Genomic DNA, 18,337 nt, shown 5'->3' on the forward strand with positions numbered 1-18,337 from the left:
GGTGTAAGCGAGGGACCTGCCAGCATGACGACAACCCTGAGAGCCGAAAGCGGCCTCTCGCTGATTCACGCGCAACCCGCGCAACGGGTCGGCGCCAAAGTCGTCTCGCGTTGGCAGCAGAAGTACTCTGCGCGTCTGCGCATCACCGACTCGGTGATCGTCTGCAGCGCGGTCGCACTCGCTCAAATCGTGCGATTCGGGGACTCACCATACGCGTCGGGATACCCGGGCCAGGTGATGACGCTGTTCTCGGTCCTTTTTGCCGCACTGTGGCTTTCGTCTATGACGATGTTTCAAACCCGTTCGGCGCGAATCATCGGAGCCGGAGTCGACGAATACCGGCGCATCGCCAGCGCGTCCTTCTGGACATTCGGATTCATCGCCATAGTGACGCTGCTCGCCAAGATCGAGCTGGCACGCGGCTATCTGGCGGTCGCGCTTCCCGTCGGCACCATCGGACTGGTGACTAGCCGCAACTTGTGGCGGAAGCATGTCTGGCACCAACGGGCGCGAGGCGAATGCCAGACGCTGGTATTGGCTATTGGCGACCGGCCAGGCGTCTCACATCTCGCCCGCGAGCTGATCCGCAATCCGAACGACGGCTACGCAGTGGTCGGCGTGTGCATCGCGGGCTATGGGCCGCCGCGCGGCGAGACGTTGACGGTCCAGGGCCAGCAGATCGCGATCCTCGGCGACGAAACCACCGCCGTGGCCGCGATCGCCCGCAGCGGTGCGGACACCGTGGCCGTGACGCGCACCGAACACTTCGGTGCGCACGGGATCCGGGACCTGATGTGGCAGTTGGAGACGATGGACGTCGACCTCGTGGTCGCGCCCGGAGTGGTGGACGTCGCAGGAGCGCGCCTGACCCTGAAGCCGATCGCGGGATTTCCCCTACTGCACGTCGACAAACCGCAATACGAAGGGACCCAACGGTTTAAGAAGCGCGCCTTCGACTTCTGTTTTGCGCTGGCCGCGATCATCGGAACATCACCGCTCCTCGTCGCGGCGGCGGTGTGCATCAAAGCAACGAGCAAGGGCCCGGTCTTCTACCGCGCCGAGCGAATTGGCCTGGACGGGAAGCCGTTCACGATGCTCAAGTTTAGGACGATGGTGGACGGCGCCGACACCCAGATCGAAGGCCTGCTGCCGCTCAACGAGGGCGCCGGCGGCATGCTCTTCAAGATCCGCCAGGACCCCCGGGTTACGCCCGTCGGAAAGATCCTCCGCCGCTTCAGCATCGACGAGCTGCCGCAGTTCATCAACGTACTCAAGCAGGATATGAGCGTCGTCGGGCCGCGGCCACCGCTGCGGCGGGAGGTGGAAAACTACGACGGCGACGTCAAGCGGCGGCTGCTGGTGAAGCCGGGCGTTACCGGGCTGTGGCAAGTCAGTGGCCGATCGGACCTTTCCTGGGAGGACTCGGTTCGGCTCGATCTGTCCTATGTCGACAACTGGTCGATGGCCGGCGACTTGGTGATCATCGCCCGTACGCTCAAGGCCGTCATGTCGAGCGAGGGTGCCTACTGATGGTGTGTGAAAGCACGATCGAGCCCACGTCAGCGCCGCACACCGCCCCTGCGGAGCGCCAGTCGCTGATCGCGCGCGCATTCTCCGTCCAGCTGATCTGCCGGGCGCTCGGGATGGTGGCGTCGGTGGTCTCAGTGGCAATGACCGCGCGTTACCTCGGGCCCGGACGCTACGGCCAGCTCATGATCGCGGTCGCCTTCGTCGGGATGTGGGGCAGTTTGGCCGATCTCGGCATCGGCAGCGTCATCGTGCGCCGCGTTGCAGCCGGTACCGGCGACCTGGAACGGCTTGTCCGCGTCAACGGCGGCCTGTCATTGATGTACTGCGTCCCGCTCGCGGCACTGACATTGGGCTCAGGCCTGCTGCTGTATCACGACCGCGACGTGCGGACGATGCTCGTGGTGTTGTCGGGCCAGCTGCTGATGCTGACGATGGCAACGCGGTTTGAACCGGTGTTCTTGTCCAGCGTCCGATTTTCCGCTGTGGCCGTGTCCGATGTCGCCGGGCGCCTGGGCACGCTGACGTTGGTCAGTTATCTGGTGACGATGCGCGCCGACGTCGTCTGGTTCGCGGTTGCACAGCTCATACCACCCGCACTGCAGCTGTTGATCCAGGGAACTGCGGCGGCGCGCCACGTGTCGTTGCGCCCGATTTTCGCACCACGAGAGATCGCGGAATTGTTACGGGAGAGTGCATTTCCGATCGGTGTGGCCGTGGTCGGCATCCTGTACTGGCGCACCGACGGCGTCATCCTGTCCAAGGTGAGCACGCACTCCGAGGTCGGGGTCTACGGACTGGCCTACACGGTCGCATTCAATACCCTCGTCGTGTCGATGTTCTTCCTCAAGGCAACGTTGTCGACGGCCACCGAACTATTTGCACGCGACGTCGCCGCGTTCACTAACTTCCTGCGGCGCTGCGTCGAGCTGATGTACTTCGCCGCGGTTCCGGTAGCGGTTGTGGGAGCGCTGCTGGCCCGACCCCTGATCGAATTGTTCGGCGATCGAGAATTCGTCGGGCGCGGCGCACCGACGCTGGCGATGCTATTCGTCGCGGTGGCACTGCGTTTCGTCACCGGAACTTTGGGTGAGGGCCTCTTCGCGTGTCGCCAGCAGAAGTTCTTGTTCCGACTATCGATCGCGACCCTGGCGGTCAATATCGTCCTGAACTTATTCCTGGACAAAGCGTTTGGCGCGGTTGGAGCCGGTCTCTCACTAGTGGGCACCGAGGTGTTCGGCATGGTAATCGCCAGTTGGTGGCTGAGACGTGAATGCGACTACCGCACTCCGACTGCGTTCCTGCTCCGGCTGTTGGTGCCCACGGCGTCCTGCGTCGCTGTGGCCCTGCTGCTTTCGGGTCAGCACGTCGTGTTGATCGTAACCGCCGCCGCAGCGACCTACCTCGCCACAAGCGCCGCCTTCGGGCCGGTCACGTGGTCGACTTTGGCCGCGCTACGCAAAGGGCCGGTGATCGCGTGACACGCGAATTGGACCGGGCATACCTGAAGCGCCCGGTCGGCACTCTCAACAGGTCGGGCCGACCAATGGTGGTCATGATCGTGACCTACAAGAGCCACGACCTGGTGGAGCAATGCCTGGCCGGCGTCGCCGAGCACCTGCCCGAATTGCCGGTGTACGTCTACGAGAACAGCGGCGACAGTTATCCCGGTCGCGAGGAGCTGGCGGCCCGGCACCCGGAGGTGCACTGGGTGTTGGGTCCGGTCAATCTCGGCTTCGCGGCGGCGTTTAACGCCCTGGTCGAGCACACGCCGCCGGATGCCGATCTGTTGCTGCTGAACGCCGACGCAAGGTTGGTCGGCCCGCTCACCCGCACCCGGGAGTTGCTCCACCAGACCAAGGTGGCCGCGGCGTCGCCCATGATCCACGACGACGGCGCCCCCGGCCCGGAGCGGTGGGACATCGCAACGCGCCGCCGAACCCTGAGCCGGGCGCTGGTCGCGACCGCAGGCTATGCGGATCTGCTGCGCGGCACACCCCTTTCCCACCTGTACGCCCACCAGCCCGACGAATCGCAAAGCATCGACGGCTACATCGGCGGGGCCTGCCTGGCGATCAACCGCGCGGCCTGGAACGAAATCGGCGGCTTCGACGAGGAATTTTTCCTCTACGGGGAAGAAGCCGACTGGCAGGCACGCGCCACGGCCGCCGGCTGGCGCGTGTTACTGGCCAACGAACTCGACGTCGAGCACGGCAACCCTGCTGCCGCCAAGAATGCCCTCGATCCCAGCTCGAGTCACGGCGCACAGGTCGCGACTCCCGAACGCCACCGCAACCGAGACATGTCGCGCGCCAACGCGGCGTTGCTGCTCGAACATCAACGCGGAGTTCACAGCGCCGACCTATACCTGGCCGGCACCACCCTGCTCGAGCGGTTGCAGCGCTCAAAGCGCGATGCGCGTCGGCGGGCATTAAGCAGTACCGCTTCGCACAGCACCGGCAAGCCGGCGATCGTGATCACCACCAACCGCCTCGTCTACGGCGGAGCCGAACGCCAAAAGGCCCTCTTGGCAACCGAATTACACCGCCGCGGCTATCCGGTGACCATCGTCTGCATGCAACGGTTCGGCCCGTTGATCAGGGAAATCCCCCACACCGTCCGAGTCGTGCGCCAGCCCTGGTGGGCACCGGTCGTCGACGTTCCCCCGGGCCCAGCGGTGCTGGTCAGCGGTGACACCAACACCGAGACGGGTTTTGCGACCTTATGGCGGGCGCGTGGCGGCGGTCGGCGCTGGTTGGTCGCGCCGCACGTTCCCCCGGAACCTGAGCGCCCCATCTACTCTCGGCCGCTGGCGGCGGCAATGAGTCGTGCCGATGGCATTATCACTCTGGCACAACGGCATTGGGAAATGTTGACCGAACACCATCGGCTTCCCGCACGCCGATTCGTCGCGCCCAACGGGGTGACCTTCATGGGTGAGCCGCAGCCCCGGGTTCGCGCCGCCGGCGAGCCGGTGCATCTGGTGATGCTCTCGCGCATCGTCGAGCACAAGAACCCGCAGCTGCTCATCGAGGCGCTTGGCGGCCTGACCGACATGCCTTGGGAGCTATCGATATTCGGCGACGGATCCGATCGCGAGCGGCTGCAGGCGGCCACCCCCGCCGCGCTGCGCGACCGGGTGCACTGGCGGGGCTGGTCGGCGGGGCCCGGGCCCGCGCTGGCCGAGGCCGATCTGTTGTGCGTCCCCAGCCGCTCCGAGGCGTTCCCGCTCGCGATTCTCGAGGCGATGGCCCGGGCGGTACCGGTTGCCGCGTCGGCGATTTGCGCCGTCCCCGAGATGCTGGACTTCGGCAAGGCGGGGTTCGTCGTCGAGCCCGTGACCGTGTCGGCGTGGCGCGACTGCCTCGCCGAGATTCTGGCCAAGCCCGGCGAGCTGCCTTCGATGGGGCGCCGCGGCCACGAGCGCATGCGACTGCACTACACCGTGGAGGCGATGACCGACGATTACCTCGAGGCAATCGAGGCCGTGCTGTGAGCGCATTGCGGCTCAACTGGAAATCGGCCCGCCACACCAAGCCTCGCGAGCGGGCGGCCGTCGCCAGTCCGACGCGGGTGTACGAAACCGTGATCCTGGGCGGCGGGCCGGCCGGGACCGGGGCGCTCGTCTGGGCGGCGCGGCACGGTCGGCTGGGCGCCTGGCTGGACGCCGGCGTCGCGCTGGTCGAGCAGTCCGAGGAGTTGGGCGGGACGCTCGGCCGGTACACGCTGAATGCCGACTCTCGGGGCACCTCTTTCCTGGAGTGCCTGGACGGTCCGGATTGCGAGCCGCTGCTGGCCGGCGTGCAAGCCGATCCCGTTGCGGCAGAACTGGAAAACTTCCGGGCGGCGCACCCGCCGCTGGAACTTGTCGATCGCTTCGAGCGACGCCTCGGTGCCGCCATTCTGGCCGAGTTTGACCGACACCCGAACAGCCACGCCTGCACCGGCACTCGTGCTGAGGCGATCCGGCTGCAGGACGACGGCTCCGTCGCCGTCACCGCTGCCGCCGGCGATGGGCGGCGCACGGTCATCCGGGCCGCCAGTGCGGTAGTGGCGGTCGGCGGGCGGCCGAACGGGTCGTGGTCCGAGATCGAGGTCGCACCCGGAATCGACCTTGGCCACTGGCGCGAGAAGATCGTGTCCAGCCACCGGCTCCTCAGCCAGGGTGGCCCACAAGAGGTCGCGCGGCGTCTGGCCCGCATACCAGGCAACCCGAGGGTGGTCGTCCTGGGCGGCGCGCATAGCGCCTTTTCGGCGACGTGGATGCTGCTGGAACAGATTCCGGGGGTGAGCTTCGGCCCCCGGGGCGTGCAGATTTTGCATCGAAGCGAACCCCGGCCCACGTATGTGTCACGCGCCGCGGCCCATATCGACTTCTACGAATTCTCCGAATCGGACGTATGCCAGGCCACCGGTCGCGTGCATCGGCTTGGTGGGTTGCAGGGCGACGGGCGCGAAGTGTGGCGTCGCATGCATCGCAAACCCGGTGCGGAGCCGGATGACCGCGCGGTGGCCATGCCGATCGCCAGCCTGTCGCGTGCGGTCCTGCTGGACCTGCTGACCGACTGCGATCTGATTGTTCCCGCTCTGGGCTATCGCCTTGCCGCGCCGCCCATTTACGATGCGCGCGGCGCCCGGGTGCCGCTGGCCCGGACCGGCCCGTCGGTCGCGCCGAGCGCGCGGCTGCTCGCCGAGGACGGCGCGCCGATCCCGGGCGTGTTCGGGGTCGGGCTGGGCAGCGGATTCCTGCCCTGGGGCCTGATGGCCGGAGAGGAATCCTTCACCGGTCAGCAGAACAGCCTCTGGCTATACCAAAACGGCCTTGGCAAGCTGATTTACGACAGCACCCGGCGGCGCGCACAGCAGCTCGCCTTGGACGCCCAAACACCCAGCGACACAGAGGAGCTTGAGTCATATGCTTTGCCGGTTGTGTGACTCGGAGCGCCTGCTCAGCGTCGTAGATCTGGGCGCCACCCCGCCGTGCGAGAAATTCCTCACCGCCGAGGAGCTCGACCTAGCGGAGCCGACCTTTCCGCTGCACCTGCGGTTGTGCGAGGACTGCCTGCTGTTGCAGATCCCGGCGCTGATCACGCCCGAGGACACGTTCACCGAATACGCTTACTTCGCTTCGTATTCGGACAGCTGGGTGCAGCACGCCAAGCTGTTCGTCGACGAAGCCGTCCAGCGGCTCGGGCTCGGCCCGCAATCGCGCGTGGTGGAGGTCGCCAGCAATGACGGCTACCTGCTGCAGCACGTCGTCGCGGCGGGAGTGCCGTGCCTGGGCATCGAGCCGTCCGAGAACGTCGGCGCCGCCGCCCGCGCGCGCAACATCCCCACGCTGACGGCGTTTCTGGACGAGAAGGTAGCCGCCACCGTTCGCGAGGAGCATGGGCCGGCGAACCTCGTGGTGGCGAACAACGTCTACGCGCATATCCCCGATCTGCGCGGCTTCACCCGCTCGCTGCGCAGGCTGATGGACGACGACGGCTGGCTGAGCATCGAGGTACACCACGCGCTGAACCTGGTGCGGCTGGGGCAGTTCGACACGATCTACCACGAGCACTTCCAGTACTACACGCTGTTCTCGGCGATCTGCGCGCTGGCCACCTCCGGGCTCGCCGTCGTCGACGTCGAGCTGCTGCCCACCCACGGCGGGTCGATGCGGATCTGGGCCCGCTCGGCAGAGATCGCCTCGCGCCCGACCGAACGGGTGGAGAAGGTGATGCGCGCCGAGGAAGCGGCCGGGCTGCACCGCGCCGACGGCTACCTGCAGTTGCGTTCGCGCGCGGAGGCTATCCGGCACGACCTGCTGCGCTTCTTGCTACAGTGCCGCGCCGACGGCAAGCGCGTCGTGGGCTACGGCGCGCCGGGCAAGGGCAACACCCTGCTCAACTACTGCGGGATCCGGCCCGACCTGCTCGAATACACCGTCGACCGCAACCCGTACAAGCACGGGCGGTTCACCCCAGGGACCCGGATCCCGATCTACGAGCCGGAGCGCATCGCCGAAGACCGCCCGGACGTGGTGCTGGTGTTGCCGTGGAACCTCGAAGCCGAACTGACCGACCAACTCCGGTACGTCGCCGAGTGGGGAGGGCAGCTCGTATTTCCGCTTCCGACCCTGCACACCGCTCAGCTTGGTAACGTGCGGCGATGAGGACCTGCCGAGGGTGCGGTGGCCCCGATCTGCGACGGGTCCTCGACCTGGGGAACGTGCCCGCGGGCGACGACTTCCCCCCGGTCGCGGAGCCCGTGCGGCCCGAGGAATCGTCGCATCCGCTCGCGATGGATCTGTGCGGCCGCTGCGGTCTGGCCCAGCTCGCCCACGACGACACGGCGCCCGCCGAGCCGCGCGGCATCGAACCGCAGGCCCTGCGCGACCAGGCGGCCGAGGCCGTCCGGCGCGTCGCCGACGCGGGCTGGCTGCGCGGCGCCACCGTACGCGAATTCGGCAGCCCGCACGGCGGAACGTGGTTGCCGCTGCTGGCGGAGCGGGGCTTCAGCGAGGCCGAACGCGCCGACGTCGTGCTCGACTCGTTCGGCATTATGCACGAGCCGGACCAGCGGCTGGCCTTTCAACGCCGCGCGGAGGCCACCGCGCCGGGCGGCGTGCTGCTGCTGCAGTTCCATTCACTGTTGACGATCGTGACCGAGGCCCAATGGAATGCGTTGCGCCACGGCCACTTCGGCTACTACTCCCTTACCGCGTTGACCAGTCTGCTCGCCGGGGCCGGCATGAGCGTCGCCTCGGCGTGGGAGTTCGGCCTGTACGGCGGGACCGTGCTGGTCGCCGCGGTGCACGGCGCCGTCGAACCCGACGGACGCGCCCGGGAAATCCTGCGGCGCGAGCAGAACATCGGCATCACCGACGCAGCCGTGGTCCGCAGCCTGCAGTGCGCCGCCGAGCGCCACGCCGCGCAGCTGCGCGACTGGCTGGTCACGGAGGCGTGCGAGCGGCGCGCGGTATACGGGTACGGCGCCGGATCGCGCGTCGTTTCGCTGTTCAGCATCGCGGGCGTCGATCGCCGGCTATTGCGGGCCGTGGCCGACGCGTCGCCGGCGAAGCAGGGACGCCGCATTCCGGGGACCGACGTCGGGATCATCTCGCCCGAAGAGCTCATCGCGGCCGGGCCCGATCGCGTCATGCTGACCCTGCCGGACCTGTACGACGAGGTCCGGCGGGCCTATCCGCAACTGGACGGGCGGTGGTCGATCGACCCCGGCGCCGACGGGAGCCGGGCGCTGCTATGAATCCCATTCGGGTGCTTTGGCTTTCGCCGTGGATGCGGCCGCTGGCGCGCATCCAGGCCGAGGCGCTGCAGCGGCGGGGCGCCGACGTGTTGCTGGTGACCTCCGACCAGCACCCCGAGTCGGATGCCGCCCGCGATTACGAGCTGGTGCTCGACCCGCGGCTTCGCACGGCCGCGACGTGGCCGACGAGCTTGGCGGCCCTGCGCCGCATCCGCGGCTACAAGCCGCAGCTGGCGATCACCGAGCTGGTACGCGATCCACGCTGGATGGCGTTGGCCGCCGGCGTGCCGCGCGTGCAAGTCGTCCACGACGACCGTCCCCACGACGACGCCGAAAAGCGGCCGGCCTATGAGCGTGCGGTGTTCGACCGCTGGGGCGCCCGCTCGGCGGCGACGGTCACCTACAGCGAGTACGTCGCGGAAGCCATCAGCACCCGACGAGACATCGTACGGACGCCCGTGCACATCCTGCCGCTCACCAGCGACCTCGACGTCGACCTCGTGCCGCCGCCGGTCCGCGCCGAGGGACGCCGCGATTTCGTGATGGCCGGCCGGCTCAACCCGTACAAGAACATCGACGTGGTGCTGCAGGCCTGGCAACATCACACCGCCGGCGCCAGTTGGCGCGGCGACGACCTGGTGCTCATCGGAGACGCGCCGATCGGCCTGCGAAGCGCTGCGCTGCCGCCACACACGCGGTGGTGGTCCGGGAAATACCGCTACCGCGACGTCGTCGAGACACTTTCCGCCGCAAAGGGTTCGGTTGCCCACTACCGGCGAGCCTCGCAAAGCGGGGTGCAGGTGCTCTCAATGCAGCTGGGCGTGATGCCGATCGTCTCCAGCATGGGCGGGCTGCCGGAGTACCAGCCGCCGGGCGGTCCGACGGTGGACGTCGACGACGTCGCCGGGCTGACCGCCGCGTTCGACACGCTGGCGGACCCGGCCGCGGCGGCGCGCCTCGGCGCCGAGGCGGCCCGCCACTACGCGGAGCGCTTCAGCGTCGACCGCGTCGCCGACCGCATGCTGGATATCCTCACAGAGGTCTTGGTCACGCACCCGCCGCACGGCGTGCGTGAGCTTGAAAGCGCCGGTAGGCGCCGGGAAAGGTTTTAGCCGATGGATTTTCGAACTTTTGTCAGGACGCTGACAACGCACTGGAAGCTTTTTGTCGGCGCACTGCTGGCGTGTCTCGCGGGAGCCGCGGCCATTACGGTGTTGCAGACGAAGCTCTACCAGTCCTCGGCCACCATCCTCATCTCGTTTACGGGCGAAACCGACCTGACCCAGGTGTACTCGGGAACGCAGGCCGCCCAGGAACGCCTGTCGTCGTATGCGGCGATAGCCGGCGGCCACGCTGCGGCGCAGCGCGCGGTCACCCAGTTCCGGCTCCCGATCAGCCCGGACGTTCTGGCAGGCGAAACCCACGTGGAGTACATCCCAAAGTCGACGATGTTCACCATCTCGGTCAGGGATACCGATCCGAACCGGGCTGCGGCACTGGCGAAGGCGATGGCAGACACGTTCACCGGGATGGTCGGCGCCCTTGGCGCGAATCCGAAGGACCCGGTGGCGCTGGTGAACAGCTCGCCACCTCAGGCGCCGCCGCCACCCGCACCCGCACCGCAAGCGCCTCCGTCGACGGCGCCCGCGGCGCAGGACGCCGACGGCCAGCCCGCGACGCAACCCACCGGCGACGCCACCCCGTCCGCGGAACCGCCGGTCGCGCCGCCGCAGCCGGCGCAGCCCCAGGCGGTGCCACCTGCGCCCAGTCCCAACACGCCGATCGCCCGGGCGACCATCGTGGAGCAGCCGGGGGTACCGGATAGCCCGATCCAACCAGTTCCGGTGCGCAACATGGCGATGGGACTTGTTGCCGGGCTGCTGCTGGGGACCGGTGTGGCGTTGACGCGTCAGGCCGCCGACCGGACCGTTCGCGATCGCGCCAAGCTGGAGCAGATCTCCGAGCTGCCGACGTTGGCCGAGCTCCCCGGAAAACGCGGCACCGCACCGCGATTCGGCACGGATATCTCATTCGACGACGCGATCCGCGGTTTGCGTGCGCGTCTGCTGCGGGCGATGCAACCGGGCACGCGCCGGGTGCTGCTGACGGCGCCATTCGGAGGCGAGGGCACCACGACGACCGCGCTGAACCTGGCTAGGGCATTCGCCGAATCCGGCGAAGAGGCCCTGCTCGTCGAGGGCGACACTCGCCGACCGGTGATCGCCGGCCTGCTGAAGGTCGATTCCGGGGAGGGCTTGGCCAACGCGTTGGCCGATCCCGACATCGCGCCGGAAGCCGTCAAGCCGACTCCTATTCCGAAGCTGTTCATCCTCGCGTCACGAGCGGTCCGCCGGGACACGCAGCCGTGCAGCGCATACCTACCCGAGGTACTCGACAAGGTGTTGCAAGACGTGTCGGCGACCTTTGACCGGACCGTGATCGACGGTCCACCGGTGCTGGCAACGGCCGACGCCGGCCTCCTGGGCGCTGCCGTCCACGCCACGGTGTTGGTGGTCCGAGCGGGCCGCACCACCGAGGACGAACTCAACGACGCGTTGACCGCTCTGCGTGCTGCCGGTGCCGACGTCGTCGGCACGGTGCTGACCGATGCCCGGATACCCCGTCACTCCCGGGCAGCGGCACGGACCTACCGGACCAAATTGGGCTCACGGGCGTGATCCTTTATCTGCGAAGTCGCCACCGGCTGGCGATGTCTGGCGCCATCCTCGCGGCGTTCCTGTTCGGCTGCTTTGTGTTTGGAGTACTGGCGGTGCGCAACACCACCCAGGGGATGCTGCTGATTGGCCTGTCGTTCTGCCTGGTGGTGTATTGGACGAGGCCGGAGATGATGATCGGGGTGGCGCTGTTCTTGGGGTTCGCCGCGCTTCCCGACGGGTTGCACATCGGCAAGGTGGTCGGCCCCGTGACCATCTACCTCTCTCACGTTGTGCTGGTGATGGCCATCGGGTTCCTCCTGCCGGCGGTGCGGCTGCGCTTGTCCGAGTACCTATTGCCGGGGGTCTTCGCGCTGACGGTGGCCTACTTCGCGGCAGTCGGCTTCGCGATGGGACATCCCGCCGCGGTTATCCTGCGGGAGACCACCTTTCTGCTCGAAATGGTCGCCGGGTTCGTGCTGGCCATGCTGATTGTGTACGGCGGCCACGTGAAGCTGTCGATCCACGCGATGGTTCTCATCCTGTGGTTTTCGGCGGGCATGGCTGTCGCAAGTTCCTCGGGCGGCCTTAAGCTGGCCGGCCGGCTGGAAAGCCTGCAGGGGGACACGGGCGACACCGCGAGCCGGGTCATCACCGCCACCCTGACGCCGGCGATCGCCGTTCTCGCCGCGCTGGTGGCGACCCAGATCGTCGGTCGCATAAAGCCCTTTTGGTACCTCGCTTTGGGCTTGCCCGCGTTGATCGTTTCGGTGTTGGCGTTCTCCCGCAACACCCTGATCGCCGTGGGCGTGGCCGCAGCCGTGGCATTTCTCGCCACCCTGGGCTGGGCATCCCTGCGGCGGGCGGCCAGGCTGACCATTGCCGGCGCGGGGATTTTGGCGGTGGCGGTGCCCGGCGCGCTGTTTCTGCTGCAGCATTCCGCAGCCGGCGCGTGGTTGAACGACCAGCTCAACGGGTTCAGCCACCGAGTGCTGGGTGGTGTGTCGAGCAGCGCGCTTGCCGTGGACTCGTCGACGCTGGACAGGTTGGCCGAAGACGCCAACCTCAACCGGGCGATCGCCAAGGCGCCGGTGTTCGGGCACGGGCTGGGCTTTGCGTATCAAGAGCCATTCGGCAGGGACCCCGACGCGTTCACGAACACGCTGGGCACCACCTATTCGCACAATTTCTACCTGTGGTGGCTGGCCAAATCCGGCGCGGTGGGCATGGCGGCGTTTGCCGTGTTCGCGCTCACACCGCTGGTTGTGGCGCTGCGCAGCGCCTCGGCGCCGGCCAAAGCCAGCGCAGCGGTCAGCGCCGGTCTGCTGGTGATGTCCGTCGTCGACCCGCTGCCCGAGGACCCGGCCAACGCCATGACGCTGGGCATGGCGCTGGGTGCGGCCCTGGCGTTCGCCCGCCTGCGGCGGCGTTCCGGCACGTCGGATGAGGCCGTCGACACCGACGCCGAGCCCGCCACCGAGCCCGTGCCGATCGGGGCCCTGCGATGAGCGTGGTGCGGGTGCTCGTGGTCGGACCGGCCCCGTCCGACGCGAACAGCCGCGGCGGCATGGCGACGGTGGCCGCGTTGATGGCGGCGCATCCCGACCAATCACTCCGCGTCACCGTGGTGCCCACTTACGTGGACCGGTCACGTTTCGTCAAACTGCTGGTCGGCGTACGCGGAATGCTATGGGCCAGTTGGTTGCTCATGCGTGGCCGCGCCGACGTGCTGCACGTGAACATGGCTCACGGCGGCAGCGTGGTTCGCAAGGCGGTGACGTTGTGGGCAGCCCGGCTGGCGGGCGTTCCGGCGGTGGTGCACGGGCATAGCTACGACTACGGCGGCTGGTTCGACCGGCTGCCGTCGCCGGCGCGGGCCGCCGTACGCCGCGCCCTCGTCGCTGACCGCTGGGTGGTCTTGGGCGAGCGTCACGTCGACGAGTACGCCAGCCGATTGGGGCTGCCCGACAACCGAATCAGCGTTCTGCACAACGCTGTCCGGGTTCCGGAGGTGCCGGTGACCCAATCCGGTGTCGAGCGGGTGCACGCCGTGGCGTTGGGGCGGATGGGCACGCGCAAGGGCAGCTACGACGTCGTCGCGGCCGTGGCAGCACTCGACCCAACGGTCCGCGGCAGGCTGCGTGTGACGCTGGCCGGTGACGGCGATGTCGACGAGGTGCGCGCCGCGGTGACGGCCGCGGGCGTCGGCGAAACAATTCACGTGGCGGGTTGGCTGGACCCGGCGGAGCGCGACGAACTGCTTTCGACCGCACACGTTTTCCTGCTGCCCAGCCGGGATGAGGGTCTGCCAATGGCGTTGTTGGAGGCCATGGCCTATGGGCTGGCGCCGGTAACCACGTCCGTCGGCAGCATCGGGGAAGCCGTGACCGACGGCGTCACCGGCATCGTCGTACAGCCCGGCTCGTCGGACCGGATAGCCGAGGCGCTGACGGCACTCGTCACCGATCAGAGCCTCCGAACCCGGCTGGGGACGGCCGCACGCAGCCGAGTTCTCGACTTCGGGCTGGCGCCTTGGTATGAGTCGCTGGCGCTGCTGTGGAGCGATCTCGCGCGGCACGACCGCGTCAAGGTGTGAGGGTTGGAATGTCGAACTGGCTGCGAGACACCGCAACGGATGTCAACTCAAGGCAATCGCTGTCTGGGCGCGCCCGCGCGCGCCGATGGCAGCACTTCAGCAGCTGCTTTCCGTCGTTGTCGGAAATGAGGGTGCTGGATCTGGGTGGAACGCCGGAGTCATGGCGACTCGCGCCCGTTCGGCCCGAGTCGGTCGTCACGGTCAACTTGGCGCCTGCGGAATCGGAGGCTCCGAACATTGTCGCGGTTCAGGGTGACGCATGCGAGCTTCCGAGCTCGCTCGCCAAGGAGCGCTTCGATCTGGTGTTCTCCAACTCGCTGCTCGAGCACGTGGGCGGCCACGTGCAACGGCAACGGCTGGCTGACAACATTCACGTCCTGGCCGACCGGCACTGGGTGCAGACGCCATACCGCTATTTTCCGATCGAACCGCACTGGCTATTCCCCGGCATCCAATGGTTGCCCTACGAGGCGCGCGTGCAAGTGTCGATGCATTGGAACCGCGGCCACATCCGGACCCACAGCCGCGAGGCGGCGCAAGATCAGGTCGACGAAATCGAGTTGATCGGCATCTCGCAGATGCGTCGATATTTCCCGTTATCGGATATTTGGTACGAGCGGTTTGCCGGATTGGTCAAGTCCCTGGTCGCCATCAGGAATGGCGACGCGACGGCTCACTGACCGTTCGGTGACGTGGTCGAGTCACGCGGAATGTCCAGCGTGGCAATCGGATACAGGCCCGACCCGTCGCGACCGTCGCGGGCCAACGACATCGGCGCGTAGTTCACGACGTGGGAAGCGTTCGGCTTGTGCTGTTGCCAGTCCACCGACGCGCGCAGCGTGTAGTGGCCCGGCGCCAAGCCGTTCAGGTCGACGCGCACCGACTCCGTCGTCGTCGCCGGGACCGCCTCCTCGCGCGTCGTGCTGGTGTCGTCGCTGACCAGCCCCTTGAGGTTGACCGTCGCCGGCAGGCTGCGAACGACCGCCCCCGAGAAATCCACCAGCTTGTAGCCGGGCGTCCACTGCTCGGTGGCCGCCGCGGAGCCGTAGTTGGTCCAGGCGACGGATATGCGCGCCGTATTGCCCTGTATCGACTGGGAGCCCGGCCGGGCCTCGACCGAATACCGGTAGCCCGCAGAGATATTCGCCTGCGCCCACAGCAGGAACAGTTTGGGATCCATCGCCGACCTGGAGTCGCGGTCCGCGAAGTTGACGCTCGACGTCATCGACACGTGATACCTGACGACATCGTGCAGGGCCTTCTCGTAGTAGGACTTCGGATCGGTTCCGTTGGGCAACTGGCACCACTCGGTGATCACCGGCGCCGAGGTCAGCCGCTGCTTCAGCGCGTTGACAACCGGATCGTTCGTCTTCACGTAGTAGGACTCGTTGGACTCGGCCCAGGTCTGGATCGGTGCATAGACGCCGAGGCAGTCCGCCCGGATGCCCACCGGCGCCGACAGCTTCTTCGTGACGTCGTCGGCCAGCAGCTCGCGCACGATCTCGGGATTCTGCGGGGTGACCACCAATTGCGTGTGGGGGAACGCGTTGACGTTCGCCGTCACCAGCTGCTGGATCGATGCCTTGGTAATGCTTTGATCCCGGAACTGGCTGTAATACCCCAGCATTCCCACGCTTTCGTCGGGCGCCGGACCCGGCGCGCCCAACACGTCACGCAGGTACGCGATGTGGTTCTCGCTGAAGTCCCCGTACCCGGAGAACTCGAAGACGCTGAGCCGCTCGTCGTTGTCGTAGCGGCGGCCCAGCGCGGCCAGCAGCTGCCCGAAAGCGTTGAGGTAGGCGGGGTCGTTCCAGCTGGGCACCACCTGCGTCACCCCGGGGGTGGGGCTGTTCGGCGGCGCGGGATAGTTGGTGGCCGACGACCGCATCCAGTCGGGAATCGCGAGGTTGGTGTTGTCGGGATACGAGTCGTTGCAACAGGAGTTGTAGGCGTACACGCGAAGCGTCAGCCGCATGTTGCGGTTGGCCAGCTTCGTCAGGGCGTCGTCGATCACGCTGAAGTCGAACTTGCGATCGTCGGGAGCGTCGGGCGGCAGGGTGTGCGGGTCCGTGGGCTGCAGCTGCCGCCACGAGACGCGCAGGCTGGCGTCGTAGGACGCGGGCCAGGCCGGGTATCGCTGCTGGGCCGGATTGCCTTGCGGGAACAGCGGAACCAACAAATCCTCGTACTGCCCGCGCAGCGGGTTGGCGATCTCCTGAACCGTCGGCGGGATCGCCGGAAAGACCATCGCGGACAGCGGCCCCGGATTGGCGTGACCGCCGCATCCGTTCAGCAACAGCGCCGTGCACGCAATAACGGCGGCAGCGCCCTTTTTGAATGACCGAAACATCTGGGTTAGATCGCGCCTAACGACAGCGCCTCGCGGTCGGCGAGGAACGGCATCGGCATCCAGCGCGCGGACAGCAGGGCTTCCATCGCGTTGCCCGGCACCGGCCGGGACAGCAGGAAGCCCTGCGCCCGGTGACACCCGTGCTGCATCAAAGTCAGTGCGGCGGCGGGTGTTTCGACTCCCTCCGCGACCAGTTGCAGTCCGAACGCCTCGGCCAGACCGATGATCGCCCGGACGATGGCCAGGTCGCCGGCGTTGGTGCCGAGGTCGCGCACGAACCCGGTGTCGATCTTGAGCATGTCGACCGGGAGGGACTTCAGGTGCGACAGGACCGCGTAGCCGGTACCGAAGTCGTCGATGGCGATCTGGACCCCGACCTCCTTGAGCTCGTGCAGCGTCTTGCGGGTGGTTTCGATGTCGTGCACCACCGCCCGCTCGGTGATCTCCAGGCAGACCGATCCGCCGTCGATGCCGAATTCGTCGATGGTGTCGGCGACGCTGCGCACGAAGCCTCGCGTGATCAGTTGGATGGGCGAGACGTTGATGCGCAGGACCGCGCTCTGCCCAACGCCGTTGGCGCGCCACCGGCTGAATTCGGCGCAGGCGGCTCGCATCACCCAGCGGCCGAGCTCCCCGGCCAGGTTGGTCGACTCGGCCACCCCGATGAACGAGTCCGGCAGCAGTAGGCCCCAGATCGGGTGCCGCCAGCGGACAAGAGCCTCCGCGGCGACGATGGCGCCGGTCCACAGGTCGACTTCGGGCAGGTAGTGCAGCAGCAGCGCCTCGCTGTCGATGTCACCCTGCAGGTGCAGCTCAATGTCGTTGCGGAAGGCGCTTTTCAGCGACATGTCGTCGGTGGACAGGGCCACCTGATTGCCGCCCGCGCGCTTGGCGGTCAGCACGGCCTCGTCGGCCCGGCGCAGCAGGTCGGTGCTGTTGTCACGCCCCGGCATACCCACCGCCAGCCCGATGCTGACGGTGCGGGTGATCATGTGTCCGCCGATGGCCAACCGCTCGCGCAGCATCGACCCCAGCCGGCGGGCGAACGACTCCGCCGTCCCCGTCGACATCGCCTGGTCCGGGATGACGACGAACTCGTCGCCGCCCAGCCGGGCGATCATGCTCTGGTTGCCCGCGCACACCCGAATGCGTTGCGCGAAAACGCGGATGAACCAGTCGCCCGCCGTGTGGCCGAGGTAGTCGTTGATCGGCTTGAGCCGGTCCAGGTCGAGATACAACACCGCGACCGGCCCGGGGCTGCCCGGCGCGAGCCGCTCGGACAGGTGCGCGACCAGCGCCCGCCGGTTGTACAGACCGGTCAGGTCGTCGTGCTCGGCCAGGTAGCGCAGCTTCTCCTCGGCGGCGATCCGCACCTGCAGCTGGGCGAACAGCGCCGCGATGGCCTCGAGCGTGTTGATCTCTTCTTGCTTCCACTTGCGCGCGCCGTTCTTGACGAAGCCGAGCACGCCCGTGGTGGCCTCGCCCGAGACCAGGGGCGCGGCGGCCACCGACGGCGACGTGGGCTGCTTTGCGCCGCCAAGGCGGCGGCGGAACCCGCCGTTGTTCGGCTCCGGCCGGATCACGACCGGCTTCCTGCCGTGCTCGCACTGCGCGAGCACCGGGTCGGCGCTGGTGAAGTGGACGACGGCCATCGGGTCGGGGTCGGGCACGTCGGTGCGCGGCGGCCATTCGGCCACCAGGACCGAGGCGCGGATGTCGTGGTCGTGGTGGCGCAGGAAGCACGCGTCGAGATCGAACTGCTCGACGAGCTGCGCGAGCACCCTCTCGCTGACCTTGGTCGCGGTGGCTCCCGTCGCCTCCATCAGCTGGGTGGCCACGGAGGTGACGACGAGATCCAGGCTGCGCGGCAAGGACTCCTCCGATGGGCGTGTCCCAGCTGGGCTTGGCCGGTTCGGGGGCCCAATCAGGGGGGTGTTCGTCTTCCAGTTTGCCTCGCCC

At 67.7% G+C, this 18,337-nt stretch carries 13 protein-coding genes; 11 read left to right on the forward strand and 2 right to left on the reverse strand.

Going from position 1 to position 18,337, the window contains the following annotated elements; genetic code table 11:
- The first annotated feature begins 24 nt into the window (after positions 1 to 24).
- Genes AC5Y7V_RS28575 through AC5Y7V_RS28625 form a run of 11 tightly spaced genes read left to right on the forward strand, consistent with a single transcriptional unit; the run spans position 25 to position 14,708 of the window.
- Positions 25 to 1,530 carry a sugar transferase gene (locus tag AC5Y7V_RS28575; RefSeq protein WP_499883396.1) on the forward strand — a complete coding sequence of 502 codons (1,506 nt, stop codon included), beginning with the start codon at positions 25 to 27 and terminating at the stop codon, positions 1,528 to 1,530.
- Positions 1,530 to 3,008, forward strand: a complete 1,479-nt coding sequence (locus AC5Y7V_RS28580; RefSeq protein WP_499883397.1) for an oligosaccharide flippase family protein — start codon at positions 1,530 to 1,532, stop codon at positions 3,006 to 3,008. Before AC5Y7V_RS28575 ends, AC5Y7V_RS28580 begins: the two co-directional genes overlap by 1 nt.
- The gene (locus AC5Y7V_RS28585; protein ID WP_499883398.1) at positions 3,005 to 5,023 is read left to right on the forward strand and encodes a glycosyltransferase; all 2,019 of its coding nucleotides are present in this window, start codon (positions 3,005 to 3,007) and stop codon (positions 5,021 to 5,023) included. Before AC5Y7V_RS28580 ends, AC5Y7V_RS28585 begins: the two co-directional genes overlap by 4 nt.
- A complete protein-coding gene (locus AC5Y7V_RS28590) occupies positions 5,020 to 6,462 on the forward strand; it encodes a hypothetical protein (RefSeq protein ID WP_499883399.1) in 1,443 nt (480 codons plus the stop codon). The genes AC5Y7V_RS28585 and AC5Y7V_RS28590 overlap by 4 nt, the downstream gene beginning before the upstream one ends.
- Positions 6,443 to 7,684 carry a methyltransferase domain-containing protein gene (locus AC5Y7V_RS28595; protein WP_499883400.1) on the forward strand — a complete coding sequence of 414 codons (1,242 nt, stop codon included), beginning with the start codon at positions 6,443 to 6,445 and terminating at the stop codon, positions 7,682 to 7,684. Before AC5Y7V_RS28590 ends, AC5Y7V_RS28595 begins: the two co-directional genes overlap by 20 nt.
- The gene (locus tag AC5Y7V_RS28600) at positions 7,681 to 8,778 is read left to right on the forward strand and encodes a class I SAM-dependent methyltransferase (protein WP_499883401.1); all 1,098 of its coding nucleotides are present in this window, start codon (positions 7,681 to 7,683) and stop codon (positions 8,776 to 8,778) included. Before AC5Y7V_RS28595 ends, AC5Y7V_RS28600 begins: the two co-directional genes overlap by 4 nt.
- Positions 8,775 to 9,890: a glycosyltransferase family 4 protein gene (locus AC5Y7V_RS28605; protein WP_499883402.1), complete on the forward strand. Its 1,116-nt coding sequence runs from the start codon at positions 8,775 to 8,777 to the stop codon at positions 9,888 to 9,890. The genes AC5Y7V_RS28600 and AC5Y7V_RS28605 overlap by 4 nt, the downstream gene beginning before the upstream one ends.
- Positions 9,891 to 9,893: 3 nt before the next feature.
- Positions 9,894 to 11,456: a tyrosine-protein kinase domain-containing protein gene (locus AC5Y7V_RS28610; RefSeq protein WP_499883403.1), complete on the forward strand. Its 1,563-nt coding sequence runs from the start codon at positions 9,894 to 9,896 to the stop codon at positions 11,454 to 11,456.
- Entirely contained in the window at positions 11,453 to 12,940 is a 1,488-nt protein-coding gene (locus AC5Y7V_RS28615; protein WP_499883404.1) for an O-antigen ligase family protein, read from the forward strand. The genes AC5Y7V_RS28610 and AC5Y7V_RS28615 overlap by 4 nt, the downstream gene beginning before the upstream one ends.
- Positions 12,937 to 14,028 carry a glycosyltransferase family 4 protein gene (locus AC5Y7V_RS28620; protein ID WP_499883405.1) on the forward strand — a complete coding sequence of 364 codons (1,092 nt, stop codon included), beginning with the start codon at positions 12,937 to 12,939 and terminating at the stop codon, positions 14,026 to 14,028. The genes AC5Y7V_RS28615 and AC5Y7V_RS28620 overlap by 4 nt, the downstream gene beginning before the upstream one ends.
- Positions 14,029 to 14,036: 8 nt before the next feature.
- Positions 14,037 to 14,708, forward strand: coding sequence for a class I SAM-dependent methyltransferase (locus tag AC5Y7V_RS28625; RefSeq protein ID WP_499883406.1), 672 nt, complete (start codon positions 14,037 to 14,039; stop codon positions 14,706 to 14,708).
- Here the strand turns inward: AC5Y7V_RS28625 and AC5Y7V_RS28630 are convergent.
- Both AC5Y7V_RS28630 and AC5Y7V_RS28635 read right to left on the reverse strand, forming a co-directional pair.
- Positions 14,702 to 16,378, reverse strand: a complete 1,677-nt coding sequence (locus tag AC5Y7V_RS28630; RefSeq protein ID WP_499883407.1) for a hypothetical protein — start codon at positions 16,376 to 16,378, stop codon at positions 14,702 to 14,704. The genes AC5Y7V_RS28625 and AC5Y7V_RS28630 overlap by 7 nt on opposite strands.
- 5 nt (positions 16,379 to 16,383) lie before the next feature.
- Positions 16,384 to 18,249 carry a putative bifunctional diguanylate cyclase/phosphodiesterase gene (locus tag AC5Y7V_RS28635; RefSeq protein WP_499883408.1) on the reverse strand — a complete coding sequence of 622 codons (1,866 nt, stop codon included), beginning with the start codon at positions 18,247 to 18,249 and terminating at the stop codon, positions 16,384 to 16,386.
- Positions 18,250 to 18,337 lie beyond the last annotated feature (88 nt).

The sequence above is a fragment of the Mycobacterium sp. NGS34 genome (assembly GCF_059812845.1).

Bases quoted from the DNA above. Each gene is read 5' to 3' on its own strand.
- AC5Y7V_RS28575 (WP_499883396.1), top strand. From the start codon at position 25: ATGACGACAACCCTGAGAGCCGAAAGCGGCCTCTCGCTGATTCACGCG.
- AC5Y7V_RS28580 (WP_499883397.1), top strand. From the start codon at position 1,530: ATGGTGTGTGAAAGCACGATCGAGCCCACGTCAGCGCCGCACACCGCC.
- AC5Y7V_RS28595 (WP_499883400.1), top strand. From the start codon at position 6,443: ATGCTTTGCCGGTTGTGTGACTCGGAGCGCCTGCTCAGCGTCGTAGAT.
- AC5Y7V_RS28600 (WP_499883401.1), top strand. From the start codon at position 7,681: ATGAGGACCTGCCGAGGGTGCGGTGGCCCCGATCTGCGACGGGTCCTC.
- AC5Y7V_RS28605 (WP_499883402.1), top strand. From the start codon at position 8,775: ATGAATCCCATTCGGGTGCTTTGGCTTTCGCCGTGGATGCGGCCGCTG.
- AC5Y7V_RS28610 (WP_499883403.1), top strand. From the start codon at position 9,894: ATGGATTTTCGAACTTTTGTCAGGACGCTGACAACGCACTGGAAGCTT.
- AC5Y7V_RS28620 (WP_499883405.1), top strand. From the start codon at position 12,937: ATGAGCGTGGTGCGGGTGCTCGTGGTCGGACCGGCCCCGTCCGACGCG.
- AC5Y7V_RS28625 (WP_499883406.1), top strand. From the start codon at position 14,037: ATGTCGAACTGGCTGCGAGACACCGCAACGGATGTCAACTCAAGGCAA.
- AC5Y7V_RS28630 (WP_499883407.1), bottom strand. From the start codon at position 16,378: ATGTTTCGGTCATTCAAAAAGGGCGCTGCCGCCGTTATTGCGTGCACG.